Raw genomic sequence first — 20250 nt, forward strand, 5'->3', positions numbered from 1 at the left:
GACATAAACATATCTTTATGTGACTTGACGGCTTGCGATCTTGCAAATCGAAATGAGGAGTATGCCCGTGTTTGACGATCTGTTCGGCCCTGAAGGGGCAAAGCGTGACGGCGCGGAAATTTTCAAGGCGTTGCGCGATGCCGCCAGCGAACGCATCCTCATTCTCGATGGCGCCATGGGCACGCAGATCCAGGGGCTGGGTTTTGACGAAGACCATTTTCGTGGCGATCGTTTTATCGGCTGTGCCTGTCACCAGAAGGGCAATAACGACCTTCTGATCCTGACCCAGCCTGATGCCATCGAAGACATCCATTACCGCTACGCCATGGCGGGTGCGGATATTCTCGAAACCAACACGTTTTCGTCGACGCGTATCGCGCAGGCCGATTACGAGATGGAAAACGCCGTCTACGACCTTAACCGCGAGGGTGCCGCGATTGTCCGCCGTGCCGCCCAGCGCGCCGAGCGGGAAGATGGCCGCCGCCGTTTCGTGGCGGGCGCCATCGGCCCGACCAACCGCACGGCCTCCATTTCGCCTGACGTCAACAATCCCGGTTACCGCGCCGTCAGTTTCGACGACCTGCGTATCGCCTATGGCGAGCAGATCGACGGCCTGATCGATGGCGGCGCCGACATCATCCTCATCGAGACGATTTTCGATACGCTGAACGCCAAGGCTGCGATTTTCGCCTGCGAGGAGCGTTTCGAGGCCAAGGGCATCCGCCTGCCGGTGATGATCTCCGGCACGATCACCGACCTTTCCGGCCGCACGCTTTCCGGCCAGACACCTTCGGCGTTCTGGAACTCGGTGCGCCACGCCAACCCCTTCACCATCGGCCTGAACTGCGCGCTGGGTGCCGACGCCATGCGTCCGCACCTGCAGGAACTGTCTGACGTGGCCGATACATTCGTCTGCGCCTATCCGAATGCCGGCCTGCCGAATGAATTCGGTCAGTACGACGAAACACCTGAGATGATGGCGCGTCAGGTCGAGGGCTTTGTCCGCGACGGTCTCGTCAACATCGTCGGCGGCTGCTGCGGTTCGACGCCGGAGCATATCCGGGCGATTGCGGAGGCTGTGAAAGGCTACAAGCCGCGCGAAATTCCCGAGCACAAGCCCTTCATGTCGCTTTCGGGCCTCGAGCCTTTCGTGCTGACCAAGGACATTCCCTTCGTCAATGTCGGCGAGCGCACCAACGTCACCGGCTCGGCCCGCTTCCGCAAGCTCATCACCGCCGGTGATTACACGGCGGCGCTGGCTGTTGCCCGCGATCAGGTGGAAAACGGTGCGCAGATCATCGACATCAACATGGATGAGGGTCTGATCGATTCCGAAAAGGCGATGGTGGAGTTCCTGAACCTCATCGCCGCCGAGCCGGATATCGCCCGTGTGCCTGTGATGATCGACTCATCCAAGTTCGAGATCATCGAGGCCGGCCTGAAATGCGTTCAGGGCAAGTCGATCGTCAATTCCATTTCGCTGAAGGAAGGCGAGGAGAAGTTTCTCCAGCAGGCGCGGCTCGTCCATAATTACGGTGCGGCGGTCGTGGTCATGGCCTTCGATGAGGTCGGGCAGGCGGATACTTATGAGCGCAAGGTCGAGATCTGCTCGCGCGCCTACAAGCTCCTGACCGAGAAGGCGGGCCTGTCGCCGGAAGACATCATCTTCGACCCCAACGTCTTTGCCGTTGCGACGGGTATCGAGGAGCACAATAATTACGGCGTGGATTTCATTCAGGCCACCAAGACCATCCGTGAAACCATGCCGCTGACGCATATTTCCGGCGGCGTTTCCAACCTGTCCTTCTCCTTCCGCGGCAATGAGCCGGTGCGTGAGGCGATGCATGCCGTGTTCCTTTACCACGCCATTCAGGTCGGCATGGATATGGGCATCGTCAATGCCGGGCAGCTCGCGGTTTACGACAATATCGACCCTGAACTGCGTGAGGCCTGCGAGGACGTGGTGCTGAACCGTCGCGACGACGCGACGGAACGGTTGCTGGAGGTCGCGGAGCGTTTCCGTGGTACGGGCGCCAAGGATACCAAGGTTCAGGACCTTTCCTGGCGCGAGCTTCCCGTTGAAAAGCGGCTGGAACATGCGCTGGTCAACGGCATCACCGAATATATCGAGGCCGATACGGAAGAGGCGCGCCAGAAGGCGGAGCGTCCATTGCACGTCATCGAAGGGCCGCTGATGGCCGGCATGAATGTGGTCGGCGATCTCTTCGGTTCGGGCAAGATGTTCCTGCCGCAGGTGGTGAAATCCGCCCGCGTGATGAAGCAGGCGGTTGCCGTGCTTTTGCCTTACATGGAAGAGGAAAAGCGCCAGAACGGCGGTGCGGAACGCAGCGCTGCCGGCAAGGTGCTGATGGCGACCGTCAAGGGCGACGTGCACGATATCGGCAAGAACATTGTCGGCGTCGTTCTCGCCTGCAACAATTACGAGATCATCGATCTCGGCGTCATGGTGCCGACGACGAAAATCCTCGAAACGGCGATTGCCGAAAAGGTGGATGTGATCGGCCTTTCCGGCCTCATCACCCCGTCGCTGGACGAGATGGTGCATGTGGCGGCCGAAATGGAGCGGCAGGGTTTCGACATCCCGCTGCTGATCGGCGGCGCGACGACGAGCCGTGTGCATACGGCGGTGAAAATCCATCCGCGTTACGAGGCGGGGCAGGCAATCTATGTCACCGACGCCTCGCGTGCGGTGGGCGTCGTGTCGGCGCTTCTCTCTGCCGAGCAGAAGCCCGCTTACATCGACGGTATTCGCAGCGAATATGCCAAGGTGGCAGAGGCGCACGCCCGCAATGAGCGCGAGAAGCAGCGCCTGCCGCTTTCCCGCGCCCGCGAGAATGCGCACAAGATCGACTGGTCGAGCTATAGCGCCGTCAAGCCGCAATTCTTCGGCACCAGGGTGTTCGAAACCTATGATCTGGAAGAGCTTTCCCGTTACATCGACTGGACGCCGTTCTTCCAGACCTGGGAATTGAAGGGTCGTTTCCCGGCCATTCTCGATGACGAAAAGCAGGGCGAGGCGGCGCGGCAGCTCTACAGCGATGCGCAGGCGATGCTGAAGAAGATCATCGAGGAAAACTGGTTCCGGCCGCGCGCGGTGATCGGCTTCTGGCCGGCAAACGCCGTGGGTGACGATATCCGGCTGTTCACGGATGAAAGCCGCGGCGAAGAGCTCGCCACCTTCTTCACGCTGCGCCAGCAGCTTTCCAAGCGCGACGGTCGCCCCAATGTGGCGCTGTCGGATTTCGTCGCACCTGTCGATAGCGGCGTTGCCGATTATGTCGGCGGTTTCGTGGTGACGGCGGGCATCGAGGAAGTAGCGATTGCCGAGCGTTTCGAGCGGGCGAATGACGATTATTCGTCCATTCTCGTCAAGGCGCTGGCCGACCGTTTCGCGGAAGCCTTCGCTGAGCGCATGCATGAGCGGGTGCGCAAGGAGTTCTGGGGTTATGCGCCGCAGGAAAACTTCAACGGCGATGAGCTGATTGGCGAAGCCTATGCCGGCATTCGCCCGGCGCCCGGCTATCCTGCCCAGCCCGATCATACCGAAAAGAAGACGCTGTTTGCCCTGCTCGACGCCACCAATGCGGCGGGTGTGGAACTGACGGAAAGTTATGCCATGTGGCCGGGCTCCTCCGTCTCGGGCATCTATATCGGCCATCCCGAGAGCTATTATTTCGGTGTCGCCAAAGTGGAGCGCGATCAGGTTCTCGATTATGCGCGCCGCAAGGATATGCCGGTGGAAGAGGTGGAACGTTGGCTTGGGCCGGTACTGAACTACGTACCGACGAATGCTGCCGAGGAAATTGATAGCGCGGCGTGAGGTTTTGGGCAAAGGTGGTCAAATAGCTTTCAGGGACTAAGCCCTGAAACCTCTCTTCCGTAATGCTCGGGCTTGTCCCGAGCATCTGCAACGTTTCGATTTTATCGACTGTGATTAGATCCTTGGGACAAGCCCAAGGATGACGTCGAGCGACGCGGGCATGCCCCGCGCTTTTCGTTGACGTCGTCTTTTACGACTTTAACGCGGCCAGTTCCTCGATGCCGACATGGCTCTCCACCTCGCTGCCGCGCAGATAGAGGTAAAGGCCAATGCAGAAGGCGAGGACGGCGATGAAGACTAGATACCACGCGTGGGCCATGGGGTTGATCGCAAGCGCCGTGGTCACGCCAATCGGCGTCAGCCCGCCGAAGACGGCATAGGAGACGTTATAGGCGAAGGAGAGGCCGGAGAAGCGGACCGAGGCCGGGAAGGCGCGGACCATGACATAGGGCACTGCGCCTGCCATGCCGACCGAAAGGCCCATGACGCCGTAAAGCACGAACATGGTTTGAAGCGATGTGCCGGCATAGCTGTAGAAGGTGAAGGTGGCGATGCCGAAGAAGATGCTGGCGCCCATGAAGAAGATGCCGGAGCCGACACGGTCGATCAGCGCGCCGGCGATGATGACGCCGAAGATCAGGAACAACGTGCCGAAGCTGGTGCCGGCGAGTGCCTGCGTCGGAGTATAACCGTAAAGCTTCTGCAGGAAGGTGGCCGTCATCAGCGTGGTGACGACGATGGCGGCCGAGAGAACCCAGGTCAGCAGGGCGGAAATGACCACGCCGCGCATATGGTGCTTCAGCACCAGCCCAAGCGGCAGCTTGTCTGTCAGCGATTTCGACTTTTTCATCTCGGTGAAGATCGGCGTTTCTTCCAGCCAGCGGCGCAGATAAACGGCGATGAGGCCGAAAATACCGCCGAGCAGGAAGGGAATGCGCCAGGCGTAACCGGCCACGTCTTCCGGCGTGAAGAGCGAGTTGATTGCGAAAGCGATCAGCGATCCCAGCATAATGCCGAAGGAAAGGCCCGATGTGAGGAAGCCGCAGGCGAGGCCGACGCGGCGGAAGGGCACATGTTCGGCAACAAAGGTCCATGCGCCGGGCACTTCACCGCCAATGGCAGCGCCCTGCAGCATGCGCAGGACGATGAGCAGGATGGGGGCGGCCACGCCGATGGTGGCATACGTCGGCATCAGCGCCATGCCCAGCGTGGAGAGCGCCATCAGCAGGATGGAGAAGGCGAAGACCCGCTTGCGGCCGTAACGGTCGCCATAATGCGCCAGAACGATGCCGCCCAGCGGCCGCACCAGATAACCGGCGGCGAAGATGCCGAAGGTCTGGATCATCACCAGCCAGTCGGGCATTTCCGGCGGGAAGAACAGATGGCCGATGACGGTGGCGAAAAATACGAAGATGATGAAATCGTAAAATTCGAGCGCGCCGCCGAGGGCCGAAAGGCCAAGAGTTTTGTAATCCTGACCGTTAAGAGGCCGGGCTGCCGCCGGTGTGGTGGTGGGAGACATGAGGCTGCTTCTTTTCTAAATTACGTAGTACTTATGGGCATGCGGCAAGAGCGGCACGATTTCAAGCCTTATCGATGCTCAATCACTCAGGTATTTCGAGGGGCGATCGAGAAAGCGCCGCAGAAAGCTGATGTTTTCCAGTTCGTCATAGAGGCGCTCGGTGATGCCATCCTCATCGAAGTAATAAATCGTCGCCTCGGGAATGGCCAAAAGCACCGGCGAATGCGTAGCGATAATCAATTGTCCGCCGCTATCGGCGGCGTCGCGGATAAGGGCTGCCAGTTCGAGCTGCTTTTGCGGCGAAAGCGGGCTTTCCGGTTCGTCGAGAAAATAGAGGCCGGCGCCATGCACGCGCTGATGCATGATATCGAGGAAGCCTTCGCCATGCGATCGCCGGTCGAGGCTGTTGTTCCTGACAATCCCGCGAAATGTCTCCGGCGTTTCCTCCGGAAAATACTCGCCGTTTTTTAAAGCCTTTTCCCGCTCCCAGCGAAAATCGTCCAGTGCTTCCTCGTTCTGTCGACGGATATAGCCAAGCACGTCTTCCGCGCGCAGAAACATGCGGATCTTCGGATATTTTTTGCGGGCAAAATAGAAGGCCTTCGCCACGGTTTCGGCATGCTGGAGATAGAGATCACCCTTGACCTGGCCATGATTGCCGATGGCATAGGCCGTCATTCCCGCCGCCAGACCCTCCAGCAGTGTCGATTTTCCCGAGCCGTTATTACCGGCGAAAAAGGTGATCGGCGTCTTGAATTCGAGGCGTTCCAGGTGGCGTAGCGCCGGAACGGAGAAGGGATAGTCGTCTCTTCCGTCCGGGGTCTCTTTCATGGTTACGCTATCGAGAAACAGCATGTCGCGTTCCTTATCTAATCCGTCATGTTCGCCGACGTTGCGCTCTGTCGCATCATCGCGGCGCTATGCTCAAAGCAATTGCGTGTGATTGCGGCTTAACGTGGGGCGCTGTTCGCACCAATGGTTTGGCACTTTGGCGGAGATACGTCATGCCGAATCGTTCGAAGTTCATTTTATTATAAATTAGTACAGTACATTTTTGGTAATAAATCGATCAATATTAGATATATTCAATACTTATCTTAAAATTAGGATATTATCGTAAGTATAAACTTCAAATTAATTCAGCAATGCCAGTTGTTGTCATTCTCGTTGTTGTTGGAGAGAGTGAATGAAGCATATTGCGCTTTTTTCGGTCGCGTTTCTATTTTCCGCGATATTCGTGAGCGAAGCTGAGGCGCGGAAGTCCCGCTTTTTTGCCATCCCCGGATTCGGCGGCGGCGAGACGATCGATCTCGTTTACGATCTGCCGGATAACGAGCCTTTTCTTCGCGACGGGGAAGCGTTCGACATTGGTTATCTCAACAGCGGGGATAGGAGCGGTTATGTGCTGTATAGTGGCGAGCGTTACAGCAGGCTCAGCGATGCGGATATCGCCAGGCTGAAGGCGACGCTTGGTTTTGATCCGACGACAAAAGACCGCATGGAGCGGGCGGCGAGGGCCAGCGACGCGCCCTGGAACCTCGTGATTATCATAGCGGTGGCAATTGTTGGTATCTTCGTGCTTGTTCACAAGGGCATGCAGCTAGTGCGGTGGATTTCGCGACTGGCGACGATCTCCGCAATTGCGGGAAGTAAGCGGCAGGAGGAGGAGGACACCCCCGACCCGCTGGAGGTCCGCAAGAAACAGCTGGTAACCCGTCAATGGAGCGATAGCCAGACGGATCGCGCGGCGCGTATCCCGGCAGCATCGCCGGCCCATGCGTCTGCCCGAGGAACCGCTGCGGTCCGGACATTCGGACGCAGGAGCGCCTGAGCGGTGCAAAATCCCTGAACCTCAGGCGGTCTCAGGAGCCTGCACTATTCGAACCGGTCGATGATGCTGATGCCGCTTTCCTTAAAGCTGTCCATGGCGGGCAGGGCGGTTGCTGCCTCGGAAAGCGTGATGTGGCGGCCGATCAGCTTTTCCGGCGCGAGCCTGCCGCTTTCGATCATCGCCAGCATGTCCTCGTAACGCCATGCCTGCATTCCATGGCTGCCGTAGATCTCCAGCTCATGGGCGATCACCCGGGCCATGGGGATGGCGGGCATGGCGTGATCGGCCAGCATGAGGCCCACCTGCACATGGCGGCCGCGCCGACGCAGGTTGCTGATGGAGTTGCAGCAGGTCTGCGGGTGGCCAAGCGCATCGACAGAGACATGCGCGCCGCCGCCCGTCACCTCGCGAACCGCCTCGGCAACATCGGCAACCGCGCGGCTGTTGATGGTGGCGGTTGCTCCAAGCTGCCGCGCAAGTTCGAGCTTGTCTTCGGCTATATCGATAGCGACGACCTGCGCGCCGAGGCCAGCGCCGATCATGATGGCGGAGAGGCCAACGCCGCCGCAGCCATGGACCGCCAGCCATTCGCCGCCCTTCAGGCGTCCCTGATCAGTCACGGCCCGGAAGGAGGTGGCGAAACGGCAGCCGAGGCCGGCGGCGGTCGCATAAGTCATCGATTCCGGCAGGTGCACCAGATTCTGATCGGCATAATCGATGGCGACATATTCGGCGAAGGAGCCCCAATGGGTGAAGCCGGGCTGGAACTGCGCCTCGCAGACCTGCTGGTTGCCGGAGCGGCATTCATGGCAATGACCGCAGCCGGAGACGAAGGGCACGGTGACGCGGTCGCCGGTCTTGAAGCGGGTGACGTTTTTGCCGACGGCGGCGACCACGCCTGCGAATTCGTGGCCGGGAACATGCGGCAGGCGGATATCCGGGTCATGACCCATCCATCCGTGCCAGTCGCTGCGGCAGAGGCCGGTCGCCTTTACCTCGATGACCACGCCGCCATCGGTCGGTTCCGGATCGGGCAGCGACGCAACAACCGGGGTTTCGCCGAACAGTTCGTAAAAAAGCGCGCGCATTATGGCCTCACATGTTTGGTATGCAGGTTCGAAGTCATACCTGCTCTACCATGTCCCGCAAATGGGCGAAGCGGTTTCACGTCTGGAAAAGCGCTTTAGTCCTTGATGACCATCAGGTCGCCGGCTGCGAATTTCAGCGTCACCTGCTCGCCGACCGCGGGCGGTGCTGTGCCGGGATCGTTGAACATGTCGAAAGACAGGGTCGAGCCGCCGAGATCGAGGCGGGTGCGGATCACGGAGCCGAGGAACTGGCTGGAGGTGACGAGGCCGGAAATGGCGACATCGCCTTTCGCATCGCTGCCCAGGGAGCCTGCCTCCGGGCGAAGCGCCAGCGTGATTTTTTCGCCGGTGGCTGCATCGACCGGCTTCGGCAGGGTGATCTGCTGCTCTCCGACACGGATGGTGTTGGATGAGGAATCGACCACAGTGGCGTCGATGAGGTTCAGCGTGCCGACGAAAGAGGCGACGAAGCGGGTCGCGGGCTTGTTGTAGATATCGAACGGGGAGCCGATCTGGTCGGCGCGACCGCCATTCATGACGACGATGCGGTCAGAAATCGACAGGGCCTCTTCCTGATCGTGGGTCACGAAAATGGTGGTGATGCCGAGTTTCTGCTGAATCTGGCGGATTTCTTCGCGTAGCGACACGCGAATCTTCGCATCAAGCGCGGAGAGCGGTTCGTCCAGCAAAAGTACTTCCGGCTTCGGCGCGAGCGCGCGGGCAAGCGCCACGCGCTGCTGCTGGCCGCCGGACATCTGGTAGGGGTAACGGTCCGCCAGATGCTCCAGATGGATAAGCTGGAGCATTTCCTTCACGCGGGCGTCGATCTCGGCTTTCGGCTTGCCGGCGACTTTGAGCCCGAAGGCGACGTTTTCATAGACATTCATGTTGGGGAACAGCGCATAGGCCTGAAACACCATGCCGATATTGCGCTGGTTCGGTCTGAGCGCCGTCTGGTCCTTGCCGTTGATGACGATCGATCCGCCACTCGGGGTTTCGAAGCCGGCGATCATGCGCAGCACGGTGGTCTTGCCGCAGCCCGATGGCCCGAGGAAGGAGACGAATTCGCCCTTTTCGATGGCCATGTTGAAATCATGGACGACCTGCACGGAGCCGAAGGATTTCTTGATGTTGCTAAGTGTCAAAAAGCTCATGAAATATTGTCCTCAGGCCTTGGGAGGCGCGCCCTTCTGGTAGCGTGAAACGAGTTGGATCAGACCCAGGCAACCCCAGGTGATGCCGAAGGAAATCACGGCAAGTGCGGCCGGTTCATAGGCGCGGTTGGCGCCGAGCAGCTGCATGTAGGGGCCGAAGGCCGGGCGGTTCAAAAGGGCCGCCATGGTGAATTCACCGATGACGATGGCGAAGGTCAAAAACGCACCGGACAGCACCGCGACCAGAACGTTGGGAAGGATGATGCGCGACAGGATGGTCGTCCAGCCCGCCCCGAGACTTTGGGCTGCTTCCGTCAGCGTCGCCACGTCGATGGTTCTGAGACCGGTATCGACGGCGCGGTACATATAGGGCAAGGCCAGCGTGGCATAACCGAACATCAAAAGCAGGTTGGTGCCGAAGCTCGTGCCGGTCAGTGGCAGCCAGCTCGAGGTGTTGTAAAGCCGGATATAACCGAAGACGATGACGATGGCCGGGATGACCAGCGGCAAGAGCGTGACGAATTCGATATAGGGCCGCAGACCCGGCAGTTTCAGGCGCACCCAATAGGCGGTGGGCACCACCAGCAGAACGCCGAAAACGATGGTAAACAGCGCCATCACCACAGAATAGCTGAAGGTCTCCTGAAAACGCGGATCGGTCAGCACCTTGCCATAGGCGTCGAATGAGTATTCGCCGCGCCGCATTTTCAGCGAGAAGTTGGTCATGCCGATCAGCGGCAGGGCGAAATAGAGCAGGCCGAAAATCAGCGCGCCCCAGGCGAAGAAACGCTTCATTTCAGCCACCTTTCGCTGCGGGCGCGCAGCCAGATATAAAGTGTGTTGGCGACACCGGTAACGACGATCATACCGAAGGCAAGCGCGTAACCGAGATGGGGATCGCCGAGCACGTCGCCGCGTATCTGGGCGAAAAGCAGAATGGGCGCAATGTTAAGCGAAGAGCCGGTCAGCGCTATTGCTGTTGCAACAGCACCGAAAGCATTGGCGAACAGGAGCGCGAATGTGCCAAGCAGTGACGGCAGCAGGATGGGAAATGCGATAAATCGCCAATATTGCGTTCCCGTCGCGCCAAGAACTTCCGCCGCCTCACGCCATTCGCGCTTCAACCCATCCAGGGCAGGAGCGATGATCAGTATCATGAGCGGAATTTGGAAGAAGAGATAGGTGATTGTCAGCCCCCAGAAGGAGATGAGGTTGAAGCCCATCAATCTGAGGTCTATCCCCAGCTGGGATTTCAGGAACACCGTCAATATGCCGACCGGGCCGAGCGTGGCGAGAAATGCGAAGGCCAGCGGAACGCCGGCAAATTGCGACGCGACCCCGGAAAAGGTCATCAGTGGCCCGCGCAACGCATTGGGAAGGCCGCCAAGTATGACGGCGGCTGCAACGGAAAAACCGATCAAACACCCCAGCAATGACGACGCGAGGCTGATTTTTATCGATATCGTAAAAGCGCCCATGATCGCCGGCGTGAAAAGCCCAGCAATATTGGCGAGGGTGAAACTGCCGCTCGGATCCTGAAATGCACCGATGACGATCTTCATCGTCGGCATGATCAGAAACATCGCAACAAATACGACAAATGGCAGCACACCTATCCAGTGAAGCGGCAGCTTTCTGCCCGCGTCGGATGGTCCGCCGGTGTTGGTTGATGGCATGCCTTGTCCCCACACGCCGTTTTAAAACGGTCTATATATTGCGGTTATCACGAAAGAAACACCCCGGCCTTTCTTCAGCCGGGGTGCGTTTTCAACAACTTACTTGACGTTCGCGCCGACTGTCTTGTCCCAGCCACCGGTAACGGCAGCCTTGTTGGCGTCAACTTCCTCGAGCGTCGGGAAGATAGCCTTTTCGTAGGCCGCTGCCGGCGGCAGGCTGTCGATCAGTTCCTGCGGAACCTTGCCGGCCTTGACCATTGCGTTGAAGCGGATCGGGTGGCAATAGCCCTTCAGCCAGCCGAGCTGACCGTCGTCGGAATAGAGATGCTCCATCCAGAGCTTCGCTGCGTTCGGATGCGGTGCATAGGCAGAAATGCCCTGCACGTAAACGCCGGCCAAAACACCCTTTTCAGGCACGACGACTTCTGTCGGCGGGTTGTCGTTCAGCGTCTTTTTCCAGGACAGCGCGTTGTAGTCCCAGGCGATGATGATTGGTGTCGAACCCTGTGCGAGCGTACCGGCCTTGCCGACGGTCGGAACGAAGTTGCCTGCCTTGTTGAGGTCGGCGAAATACTTCAGACCTGCTTCACCGGCTTCCTTGCCGGACTTTGCGCCCTGGCCAAGACCGGCGGCGAGAACGCCGAGAATTGCCTGGTTAGATGTCAGCGGGGGGCCGGCAAGTGCGACCTGACCGGAATATTCCGGCTTCAGCAGGTCGGCCCAGTCCTTCGGCGTGTTCTTCACGAGGTCCTTGTTCACAAAGAACGACATGACGCCGTAATAGTCGCCGTACCAGTAACCTTCCGGATCCTTGACGTTGTCAGGAATTTCGTCCCAGGTCGAGACCTTGTAAGGCTGCAGCAGGCCTTCGGCCTTCATCTGCGGGCCGAAAGCGAGACCTACGTCAACGACGTCAGGAGCCTGCGGGCCCTTGTTGTCCTTGTTCGCCTTGATGGCTTCGACTTCGTCGGCAGAGCCGGCGTCCGGGTTCAGTTCGTTGACGGTGATTTCCGGGTACTTCGCCTTGAAAGCGGCGATGACGTCGCCGTAGCCGCACCAGTCGTGCGGCAGGGCGACGGTGGTCAGCATGCCTTCCTTCTTGGCGGCCGCGATCAGCTCGGCGCTCGGTTCAGCGGCGGCAATTGCGGTGGAGGCGATGACCATTGCAGTGGTCGTAGCAAGCAGTCGGCGGCAGTGAGAGATCACTTTTTTCTCCTCTTCGTGTTCTCATATTGCGGACGCTGATACGGATTCTCGATGAAGCTAATGTGACGGCTGGATTGCAATTTATTTATCCGGATTCCGTCACTTTACGCCCGTTTTCCGCCATCACCCGGCTTTTTTGCCTGCAATTGCGGGAGATTCCCTCATGATCCGTGGTGGCCAGATATGTTCCCCAGCTTGGTTTCTTATCCTGTTTTATCGTGCTGGTAGCGATGACAGGTATCCAATCAGCGTGCGGCATCCGCGTCAAGCAAGTTGCCCGGCTATGTAGTTTCATGTTCTGTCCGGTCTGCGGAACAGCCGCGTCTGTTCGAACAGGCCTTCAAGCGCGTTCATGCGTTCCCTGGTTTCATCCCAGGTGCCGTTCTGCACCGCTTCGATCAGCGCTTCGACCACGAACAGCGTAACGACCGAGGAATCCCATGCCGAGGGCGCTTCGATCCTGACGCGGAACGTGTGCAGCGCATGGCGCGCCACCGGCGATGTCCATTGATCGGTGAAGAGAATGATCTGCACGCCGTTGGCCTTGGCCACTTCAGCCAGCGTCGTCATGTCGTGCTCGTAGCGGCGAATGTCGAAGATAACCAGTATGTCGCCGGCGCTCATGTTCAGCATATATTGCGGCCAGGCGCTGGAATTCGACGACATCAGCGTCGTCCTCGGCCGGATCACCTGCATATGTGTGAAGAAGTATTCGGCAATCGCGCCGGTGATGCGCCCGCCGACGAAATAGATGCCGCGCTTGCGGTCGGAAAGCAGCGCCGCGGCATTGTCGAAGACGGCGGTGTCGAGATCGCTCAGCGTATCGCGCAGATTGCCGGTGATGGCATCGGCGAAGCGGTTGAGAATATGCAGGCCGGGCGCATTGGTTGCCCAGCGGTCATGTTTGGCGATGGGGCCGGAAATCGTCGCTTCCAGTTCCTGGTGCAGATGCGCCTGAAATTCCGGATAGCCCTTGTAGCCGAGCTTCTGCACCATGCGCGCCACCGTCGGCGTCGAAACGCCGGCATTTTCCGCAATGGTGGTGATGCTGCCGAGGCCGGAGACGGGGTAGTTGCCGAGCAGGCTCTCCGCCAGCCGTTTTTCCGAACGGGTCAGTGCGTCGTAATGGGCATGAATGACATCCGACACGGTCGCCGTCGTGCTGCGCAAATTTTTCCCCTTCCGGTCTTCTGCCGGTGCATGGCTAAAATAAACATCTGTGCCAGCTATCGAGTCAATGGGAAAATGAAGAGAAAATTTCAAAATTCCATTTGACACTCGCAATAATGTGAAGAATTCTTTTCGGCGTTGACGGAACGCGGGGGTTCCGGGTGGGGTTCGTGCATGACGCTGCGGTCACGGTTTTTCACAGAAGCAGAAGGGCAGGCCGTCGGCATCGAGAATGCGGCGGCGAAGGGCGACGTCCTTCTCGTCTGCGAACATGCCTCTGCCACCATTCCGCAGAAATTCGGCACATTGGGTCTTTTGCCGGAGGTGCTTTCGAGCCATGCAGCCTGGGATCCGGGCGCTCTGGCCGTTGCCCGGCTGCTTTCGGAAAAACTTGACGCCACGCTCGTCTATCAGCGATTTTCGCGTCTCGTCTATGATTGCAACCGGCCGCCCGAATCGCCTTCCGCCATGCCGGTGAAAAGCGAGATTTACGATATTCCCGGCAATTTCGATCTCAGCGAAGCGGAGCGGTTCGCCCGCACCTCCGCACTTTATGTGCCGTTTCATGACCGGGTGAGCGAGATCATCGCCGAGCGGCAGGCGGATGGCCGCAACGTGGTGGTGGTGACCATCCACAGTTTCACACCCGTTTATCACGGCCGGTTCCGAAAGGTTGAGATCGGCATCCTGCACGATACCGACAGCCGCCTCGCGGATGCGATGCTGGCGGGCGCTGAAGGGTCCACGCTCACGGTCAATCGCAACGATCCCTATGGCCCGGAAGACGGCGTGACGCATACGCTGCGGCTGCATGCGCTGCCGGACGGGCTTTTGAACGTCATGATCGAGATCCGCAACGATCTCATCACCAATGAAGGAGAGCAGGCGGCAATCGCCGGGTTTCTCCACGAGCTTATGGGGAAAGCGCTCTCATCGATCGATGAGTGAGGGAGCTATGGCCGGCCGACGGTGAAAACACCGAGGCCGGCTGCCAGGTGAGACTGCCGCCATTTTATAAAAACCGGCCATGCAGCCGGAAAAACACGAAGCGGCAAGGGAACAGCAAGTGCGTGCGGCCAATCGCGGGAGACTCCCGGGTGAAGCCGGAAACTGGGGCACAATCGGCCAATAACGGCTGACTGGCTTGTTTTTTTCTTATTCGGGAGAGAAGGGCATGGACAGTTCATCGTCAGGCGTCAGCTACAAGAAGGCTGATGCATCCTATTTCGAAAAACGCGGACTATCCCGTTATGCGGGCGTGTGGTCGCTCTGGTCGCTCGGCGTCGGCGCGGTCATTTCCGGGCATTTTTCCGGATGGAATTTCGGCTTTTCCACCGGCGGCTGGGGCGGCATGCTGGTGGCGGGCATCATCATCGCCATCATGTATCTCGGGCTGACATTTTCGATTGCGGAAATGAGCCCGGCCTTGCCACATACCGGTGCGGCCTATTCCTTCGCCCGCACGGCCATGGGCCCATGGGGCGGCTTCATTACCGGGCTTTGCGAGAATGTTGAATATGTGTTGACGCCGGCGGTCGTCGTCACCTTCATCACGGCCTATGTGAACTCCATTCTCGGTCTCGATCCCGCCTATTCACCTTTCGTGTGGATAGCGTTTTACGCGATATTCCTTGCGCTCAATGTCTTCGGGCTTGAGCTTTCCTTCAAGGTTACGCTGGTCATCACGCTGATTTCGCTTGCCGTTCTGGTGTTCTTCTGGATCAGCGCCATCCCGAACATCGATTTTTCGCGTTTTGCGCTCAACATCGGTGTCGGCCCTGACGGCAAGGCGGTGGAGTTGCCGGAAGGCGGCGGCTCCTTCTTCCCCTTCGGGTTCTCGGGCGTTCTCGCCACGCTGCCTTTCGCGGTCTGGCTGTTCCTCGCCATCGAGCAACTGCCGCTGGCGGCGGAAGAATCGGTCGATCCCAAGCGCGACATGCCGAAGGGCATCATCCTCGGCATGGTCACGCTGATGGTTTCGGCCTTCATGATCGTGCTGCTCAACCCGTCCCTGCCGGGCGTCGGCGCCTTCCATCTCAGCTCCTCGCTTGAGCCGCTGCTCGATGGTTTCAAGGCGATCTATGGCGATGGCGGCGTGGTGGTGCTGGGTCTCGTTGCCTTGACCGGCCTGATCGCCAGCTTCCATACGATCCTCTACGCGCAGGGCCGGCAGATCTATTCGCTGTCGCGTGCGGGTTACTTCCCGACCGTGCTGTCGATCACCCATTCCAAGTATCGCACGCCATACGTTGCCAACATCACCGGCGCGATTGTCGGCTTGGCGGTCATGCTCGTCATCTGGTTCGCGCTGGGTGCGGAACAGGGCGGCAGCATCATCGGCAGCGTGCTTTTGAACATGGCCGTCTTCGGTGCGATGTTCTCCTACATCATGCAGGCGATTTCCTTCATTCTGCTCAGGAAGAACCTGCCGCATATCGAGCGGCCGTTCCGCTCGCCCTTCGGCATTCCGGGCGCGGTGCTGACGGTCATCATCGCCATCGTCACGCTGCTTTACCAGATCCAGGATCCGAATTTCACCAAGGGCGTGCTCTGGGTTGCTGTCTGGTTTGCCGTGGCAATCGCCTACTTTGCCTTCATCGGCCGCCACCGCCTCATCCTGTCGCCGGAAGAGGAGTTCGCGCTGGAGCACAAGCAGGCTGCGGTTGCCGCAGCGGCTGCAAAGGCCTGATGCTCAAACAAACGGGCGGCCGCATTCCGGCCGCCCGGCCACGACAATAAAGGGAACGGACAAAATGACGAGCTACACATTCGACGCGCTTAAGATGGATGTCGCCGAGGGGCGCATCGACACGGTTCTGGCCTGCCTTGTCGACATGCAGGGGCGTCTGATGGGCAAACGGTTCCAGGCGGAGTTCTTCGTTGAAAGCGCCTTTGAGGAAACCCATAGCTGCAATTACGTGCTTGCCACCGACATGGAGATGGAAACCGTTCCCGGTTACAAATCCTCCAGCTGGGAAAAGGGTTATGGCGACTATGTGCTGAAACCCGATCTTTCGACGCTGCGGCGTGTGCCGTGGCTGGAAGGCACGGCGCTGGTGCTGTGCGATGTGCTCGATCATCATACCCACGAAGAAGTGCCGCATTCACCGCGCGCGCTCTTGAAAAAGCAGGTGGCGCGACTGGAGGCCATGGGGCTGAAGGCCTTCATGGCGACCGAGCTGGAATTTTTCCTGTTCGACCAGACTTTCGATGCGGCGCGCGCCAGCGGCTACAGGGGGCTGAACCTCGCCAGCGGTTACAACGAGGATTACCATATCTTCCAGACGACCAAGGAAGAGGACGTCATGCGGGCGCTGCGCAAGGGCCTGCAGGGCGCGGGAATTCCGGTCGAGAATTCCAAGGGCGAGGCGTCTCCCGGTCAGGCGGAAATCAATGTGCGTTATGCCGAGGCGCTGACCATGGCCGACCGGCACGCCATCATCAAGAACGCCACCAAGGAAATCGCCTGGTCCAAGGGCAAGGCGGTGACTTTCCTCGCCAAGTGGAATTACAATGCCGCCGGCAGTTCTTCACACATCCACCAGTCGCTATGGAGCCTCGACGGCAAGACCCCGGCGTTCCTGGACAAGGACGCCAAGCATGGCATGTCGGAGCTGATGCGGCATTATGTTGCCGGGCTTCTGGCCCATGCCAGCGAGATCACCTATTTTCTGGCGCCCTACATCAACTCCTACAAGCGGTTCATGGCCGGCACCTTTGCGCCCACCAAGGCGATCTGGAGCCTCGACAACCGCACGGCCGGATATCGTCTCTGCGGTGAAGGCACCAAGGGCATCCGCATCGAATGCCGCGTCGGCGGCTCCGATCTCAATCCCTATCTCGCCATGGCTGCCCTGCTTGCGGCAGGCATTGACGGCATCGAAAATAAACTCGAACTTGAGCCCGCTTTTGTCGGCGATGCCTATGGCGGCAAGGACGTGCGCGAGATACCCAAGACCCTGCGTGACGCCACTGCCTTTCTGGACGGATCGAAAATGCTGCGCGACGCCTTTGGCGACGATGTGATCGATCATTACGTCCATGCCGGACGATGGGAGCAGGAAGAATACGACCGCCGCGTGACCGACTGGGAAGTGGCGCGCGGTTTCGAACGAGCCTAATCATTACGGGAAAACATCATGACCATGATCCAGAATATCTCGCCCATCGACGGCTCGGTTTATGCCGAGCGGGAGGCGATGTCGCTGGAGGCGGCGCGTGCCGCCGTTTCGAAAGCGCGCAAGGCGCAAAAGGACTGGGCGCGGCGTCCGCTTGAGGACCGCGTTCAGCTGGTTCTGAAGGGTGTCGCCCGCCTCAACGAAATGGTGGATGAGGTCGTGCCGGAACTTGCCCATATGATGGGTCGTCCGGTGCGTTATGGCGGCGAATTCAAGGGCTTCAATGAACGCTCCAACTATGTCGCCTCCATCGCCGCCGATGCGCTGGCACCCCTCGTCATCGAGGAAAGCGGCAATTTCGAACGCCGCATCGAGCGCGAAGCGCATGGCGTGGTCTTCGTCATCGCGCCGTGGAATTATCCTTACATGACGGCGATCAACACCGTCGCGCCCGCCTTGATGGCCGGCAATACGGTCGTCATCAAACATGCGGCGCAGACGCTACTGGTGGGCGAGCGCATGGTGCGGGCTTTCGTTGAGGCCGGCGTGCCTGACGATGTCTTCATCAATGTCTTCCTCGACCATGGCACGACCTCGGCGCTCATTTCCGAGGGACTGTTCAATTTCGTCAACTTCACTGGTTCGGTGGAAGGCGGCCGTGCCATCGAACGTGCCGCTGCCGGCACCTTCACCGGTCTCGGGCTTGAACTCGGCGGCAAGGACCCCGGTTACGTGATGGAGGATGCCGATCTCGACGCCGCCGTCGATACGCTGATGGATGGCGCGACCTATAATTCCGGGCAATGCTGCTGCGGCATCGAGCGCATCTACGTCAATGAAAACCTCTATGACGCATTCGTCGAGAAGTCCGTGGCGTGGGTTTCGAACTACAAGCTCGGCAATCCGCTGGAGCAGGAAACCACGCTCGGGCCGATGGCCAACAAACGTTTTGCCAAGGTGGTGCGTGCGCAGATCGCGGATGCTATTGCCAAGGGCGCGAAAGCGCTGGTCGATCCGAAGCTATTCCCTGCCGATGATGGCGAAAGCGCCTATGTCGCGCCGCAAGTCCTCGTCAATGTCGATCACTCCATGGAGTTCATGACCGAAGAAACCTTCGGCCCGGCGGTCGGCATCATGAAGGTCAAGAACGATGACGAAGCCATCGCGCTGATGAATGACAGCAAATACGGGCTGACCGCCTCGCTCTGGACGCAGGATGCCGCCCGCGCCGGGCGCATCGGCCGCGAGATCGAAACCGGCACCGTGTTCATGAACCGTGCGGACTATCTCGACCCGGCGCTTTGCTGGACCGGTGTGAAGGAAACGGGCCGTGGCGGTTCGCTCTCCGTCCTCGGCTTCCAGAACCTGACCCGCCCGAAATCCTACCATCTGAAGAAAGTCACGAAATGAATATCGTCGCCAACTGGAGCTACCCCACCGCCGTCAAGCTTGGCCGTGGCCGGATCAAGGAACTGGCGGAAGCCTGCAAGACGCTCGGCATCAAGAAGCCGCTGCTCGTTACGGATCGCGGCCTTGCCAATATGGCGATAACAGCGCATGCGCTCGACGTGCTGGAAGAGGCGGGTCTCGGCCGGGCGATCTTTGCCGAGGTCGATCCGAATCCCAACGAGATCAACATGGAAGCCGGCGTGAAGGCCTATCGCGATGGCGGCCATGACGGCGTCGTCGCCTTCGGCGGCGGCTCTGGCCTCGATCTCGGCAAGACCATCGCCTTCATGGCCGGGCAGACGCGCCCGGTCTGGGATTTCGAGGATATCGGTGACTGGTGGACCCGAGCGGACGCTTCAAAGATCGCGCCCATCGTCGCGGTTCCGACGACGGCGGGCACCGGTTCGGAAGTCGGCCGCGCCAGCGTCATCACCAATTCGCAGACCCATGTGAAGAAGATCATCTTCCATCCGAAGCTTCTGCCCGGCGTCGTCATCTGCGATCCGGAACTGACTGTCGGCATGCCGAAGGTCATCACGGCGGGCACGGGCATGGACGCCTTTGCCCATTGCCTCGAGGCCTATTCCTCGCCCTTCTATCATCCTATGAGCGCCGGTGTGGCGCTGGAGGGGCTGCGGCTCGTCAAGGAATTCCTTCCGCGCGCCTATAAGGACGGCACGGATATCGAAGCGCGCACCAACATGATGGCGGCGGCGGCGATGGGGGCGGTTGCCTTCCAGAAGGGTCTCGGCGCCATTCATTCGCTCTCGCATCCGATCGGCGCGGTCTACAACACCCATCACGGCATGACCAATGCCGTCGTCATGCCGGCGGTGCTGCGCTTCAACCGTCCAGCCATCGAGGACAAGATTGCCCGCGCGGCCGCCTATCTCGGTATCTCCGGCGGTTTCGACGGCTTCTATGACTATGTGCTGGAGCTTCGCAGGGAACTCGGCGTGCCGGAGAATCTCACCGCCATGGGCATCAAGCCGGATCGTATCGACGAACTGGCGGCGGAAGCGATCAAGGATCCGAGCTGCGGCGGTAATCCGGTGCCGATGACGCTGGAGAATACGAAGAAGTTGTTCGAGGACTGCTTTTGATGAGCGACCTTTATTCGTCAGGTTTGTGAGAGGTTGAGAGGGTGCCGCTTGTTTCTTCTCCCCGCCGGGGAGAAGGTCGCGGCAGCGGGATG

Annotated in this window: 15 protein-coding genes; 7 read left to right on the top strand and 8 right to left on the bottom strand. The window is 59.5% G+C overall.

The features are described from left to right. Window positions 1-67: 67 nt before the first annotated feature. On the top strand, window positions 68-3841 hold the full coding sequence (gene metH / locus BTE54_RS06420; protein ID WP_078051951.1) for a methionine synthase: 3774 nt from the start codon (window positions 68-70) through the stop codon (window positions 3839-3841). Window positions 3842-4031: 190 nt separating this feature from the next. Here metH and BTE54_RS06425 read toward each other — a convergent pair whose 3' ends face one another. Together BTE54_RS06425 and BTE54_RS06430 are read right to left on the bottom strand one after the other, a co-directional pair. Further along, a complete protein-coding gene (locus tag BTE54_RS06425) occupies window positions 4032-5363 on the bottom strand; it encodes an MFS transporter (protein ID WP_065655780.1) in 1332 nt (443 codons plus the stop codon). A 78-nt stretch (window positions 5364-5441) separates the two neighbouring features. Continuing rightward, window positions 5442-6218 (bottom strand): AAA family ATPase, encoded by a 777-nt coding sequence (locus tag BTE54_RS06430; protein WP_078051824.1) that lies wholly within the window; start codon window positions 6216-6218, stop codon window positions 5442-5444. A gap of 331 nt (window positions 6219-6549) precedes the next feature. Between BTE54_RS06430 and BTE54_RS06435 the strand changes: the two genes are divergently transcribed. Further along, window positions 6550-7194 (top strand): hypothetical protein, encoded by a 645-nt coding sequence (locus BTE54_RS06435; RefSeq protein ID WP_078051825.1) that lies wholly within the window; start codon window positions 6550-6552, stop codon window positions 7192-7194. A gap of 44 nt (window positions 7195-7238) precedes the next feature. Here BTE54_RS06435 and BTE54_RS06440 read toward each other — a convergent pair whose 3' ends face one another. The 6 genes from BTE54_RS06440 to BTE54_RS06470 all read right to left on the bottom strand — a co-directional run bounded on the left by BTE54_RS06440 (window position 7239) and on the right by BTE54_RS06470 (window position 13488). Continuing rightward, complete coding sequence (locus BTE54_RS06440; protein WP_078051826.1) at window positions 7239-8282, bottom strand: zinc-dependent alcohol dehydrogenase family protein; 1044 nt, start codon at window positions 8280-8282, stop codon at window positions 7239-7241. 95 nt (window positions 8283-8377) lie between these two features. Beyond that, complete coding sequence (locus BTE54_RS06445; RefSeq protein ID WP_078051827.1) at window positions 8378-9436, bottom strand: ABC transporter ATP-binding protein; 1059 nt, start codon at window positions 9434-9436, stop codon at window positions 8378-8380. Window positions 9437-9448: 12 nt separating this feature from the next. Continuing rightward, window positions 9449-10231, bottom strand: a complete 783-nt coding sequence (locus BTE54_RS06450; protein WP_078051828.1) for an ABC transporter permease — start codon at window positions 10229-10231, stop codon at window positions 9449-9451. Further along, a complete protein-coding gene (locus BTE54_RS06455) occupies window positions 10228-11112 on the bottom strand; it encodes an ABC transporter permease subunit (protein WP_078051829.1) in 885 nt (294 codons plus the stop codon). The genes BTE54_RS06450 and BTE54_RS06455 overlap by 4 nt, the downstream gene beginning before the upstream one ends. 99 nt (window positions 11113-11211) lie before the next feature. Next, window positions 11212-12318 carry an ABC transporter substrate-binding protein gene (locus tag BTE54_RS06460; protein ID WP_078051830.1) on the bottom strand — a complete coding sequence of 369 codons (1107 nt, stop codon included), beginning with the start codon at window positions 12316-12318 and terminating at the stop codon, window positions 11212-11214. A 291-nt stretch (window positions 12319-12609) separates the two neighbouring features. Further along, window positions 12610-13488, bottom strand: a complete 879-nt coding sequence (locus tag BTE54_RS06470; protein WP_078051831.1) for a MurR/RpiR family transcriptional regulator — start codon at window positions 13486-13488, stop codon at window positions 12610-12612. 174 nt (window positions 13489-13662) lie between these two features. Between BTE54_RS06470 and BTE54_RS06475 the strand changes: the two genes are divergently transcribed. The 5 genes from BTE54_RS06475 to BTE54_RS06495 all read left to right on the top strand — a co-directional run bounded on the left by BTE54_RS06475 (window position 13663) and on the right by BTE54_RS06495 (window position 20158). After that, window positions 13663-14436: an N-formylglutamate amidohydrolase gene (locus BTE54_RS06475; protein ID WP_078051832.1), complete on the top strand. Its 774-nt coding sequence runs from the start codon at window positions 13663-13665 to the stop codon at window positions 14434-14436. 226 nt (window positions 14437-14662) lie between these two features. Next, window positions 14663-16177 (top strand): amino acid permease, encoded by a 1515-nt coding sequence (locus tag BTE54_RS06480; RefSeq protein WP_065655788.1) that lies wholly within the window; start codon window positions 14663-14665, stop codon window positions 16175-16177. Between the two features lie 64 nt (window positions 16178-16241). Beyond that, the gene (locus tag BTE54_RS06485) at window positions 16242-17609 is read left to right on the top strand and encodes a glutamine synthetase family protein (protein ID WP_078051833.1); all 1368 of its coding nucleotides are present in this window, start codon (window positions 16242-16244) and stop codon (window positions 17607-17609) included. An 18-nt stretch (window positions 17610-17627) separates the two neighbouring features. Continuing rightward, window positions 17628-19016, top strand: coding sequence for an aldehyde dehydrogenase family protein (locus BTE54_RS06490; protein WP_078051834.1), 1389 nt, complete (start codon window positions 17628-17630; stop codon window positions 19014-19016). Then, the gene (locus BTE54_RS06495; RefSeq protein WP_078051835.1) at window positions 19013-20158 is read left to right on the top strand and encodes an iron-containing alcohol dehydrogenase; all 1146 of its coding nucleotides are present in this window, start codon (window positions 19013-19015) and stop codon (window positions 20156-20158) included. The genes BTE54_RS06490 and BTE54_RS06495 overlap by 4 nt, the downstream gene beginning before the upstream one ends. The last annotated feature ends 92 nt before the right edge of the window (window positions 20159-20250 follow it).

The sequence above is a fragment of the Agrobacterium sp. YIC 4121 genome, from assembly GCF_002008205.1.
Lineage (GTDB): Bacteria > Pseudomonadota > Alphaproteobacteria > Rhizobiales > Rhizobiaceae > Agrobacterium > Agrobacterium leguminum.

Excerpts from the sequence above, each read along its gene's own strand:
- BTE54_RS06425 (WP_065655780.1), bottom strand. The coding sequence starts at position 5,363 with ATGTCTCCCACCACCACACCGGCGGCAGCCCGGCCTCTTAACGGTCAG.
- BTE54_RS06430 (WP_078051824.1), bottom strand. The coding sequence starts at position 6,218 with ATGCTGTTTCTCGATAGCGTAACCATGAAAGAGACCCCGGACGGAAGA.
- BTE54_RS06435 (WP_078051825.1), top strand. The coding sequence starts at position 6,550 with ATGAAGCATATTGCGCTTTTTTCGGTCGCGTTTCTATTTTCCGCGATA.
- BTE54_RS06440 (WP_078051826.1), bottom strand. The coding sequence starts at position 8,282 with ATGCGCGCGCTTTTTTACGAACTGTTCGGCGAAACCCCGGTTGTTGCG.
- BTE54_RS06445 (WP_078051827.1), bottom strand. The coding sequence starts at position 9,436 with ATGAGCTTTTTGACACTTAGCAACATCAAGAAATCCTTCGGCTCCGTG.
- BTE54_RS06450 (WP_078051828.1), bottom strand. The coding sequence starts at position 10,231 with ATGAAGCGTTTCTTCGCCTGGGGCGCGCTGATTTTCGGCCTGCTCTAT.
- BTE54_RS06455 (WP_078051829.1), bottom strand. The coding sequence starts at position 11,112 with ATGCCATCAACCAACACCGGCGGACCATCCGACGCGGGCAGAAAGCTG.
- BTE54_RS06475 (WP_078051832.1), top strand. The coding sequence starts at position 13,663 with ATGACGCTGCGGTCACGGTTTTTCACAGAAGCAGAAGGGCAGGCCGTC.
- BTE54_RS06480 (WP_065655788.1), top strand. The coding sequence starts at position 14,663 with ATGGACAGTTCATCGTCAGGCGTCAGCTACAAGAAGGCTGATGCATCC.
- BTE54_RS06485 (WP_078051833.1), top strand. The coding sequence starts at position 16,242 with ATGACGAGCTACACATTCGACGCGCTTAAGATGGATGTCGCCGAGGGG.
- BTE54_RS06490 (WP_078051834.1), top strand. The coding sequence starts at position 17,628 with ATGACCATGATCCAGAATATCTCGCCCATCGACGGCTCGGTTTATGCC.
- BTE54_RS06495 (WP_078051835.1), top strand. The coding sequence starts at position 19,013 with ATGAATATCGTCGCCAACTGGAGCTACCCCACCGCCGTCAAGCTTGGC.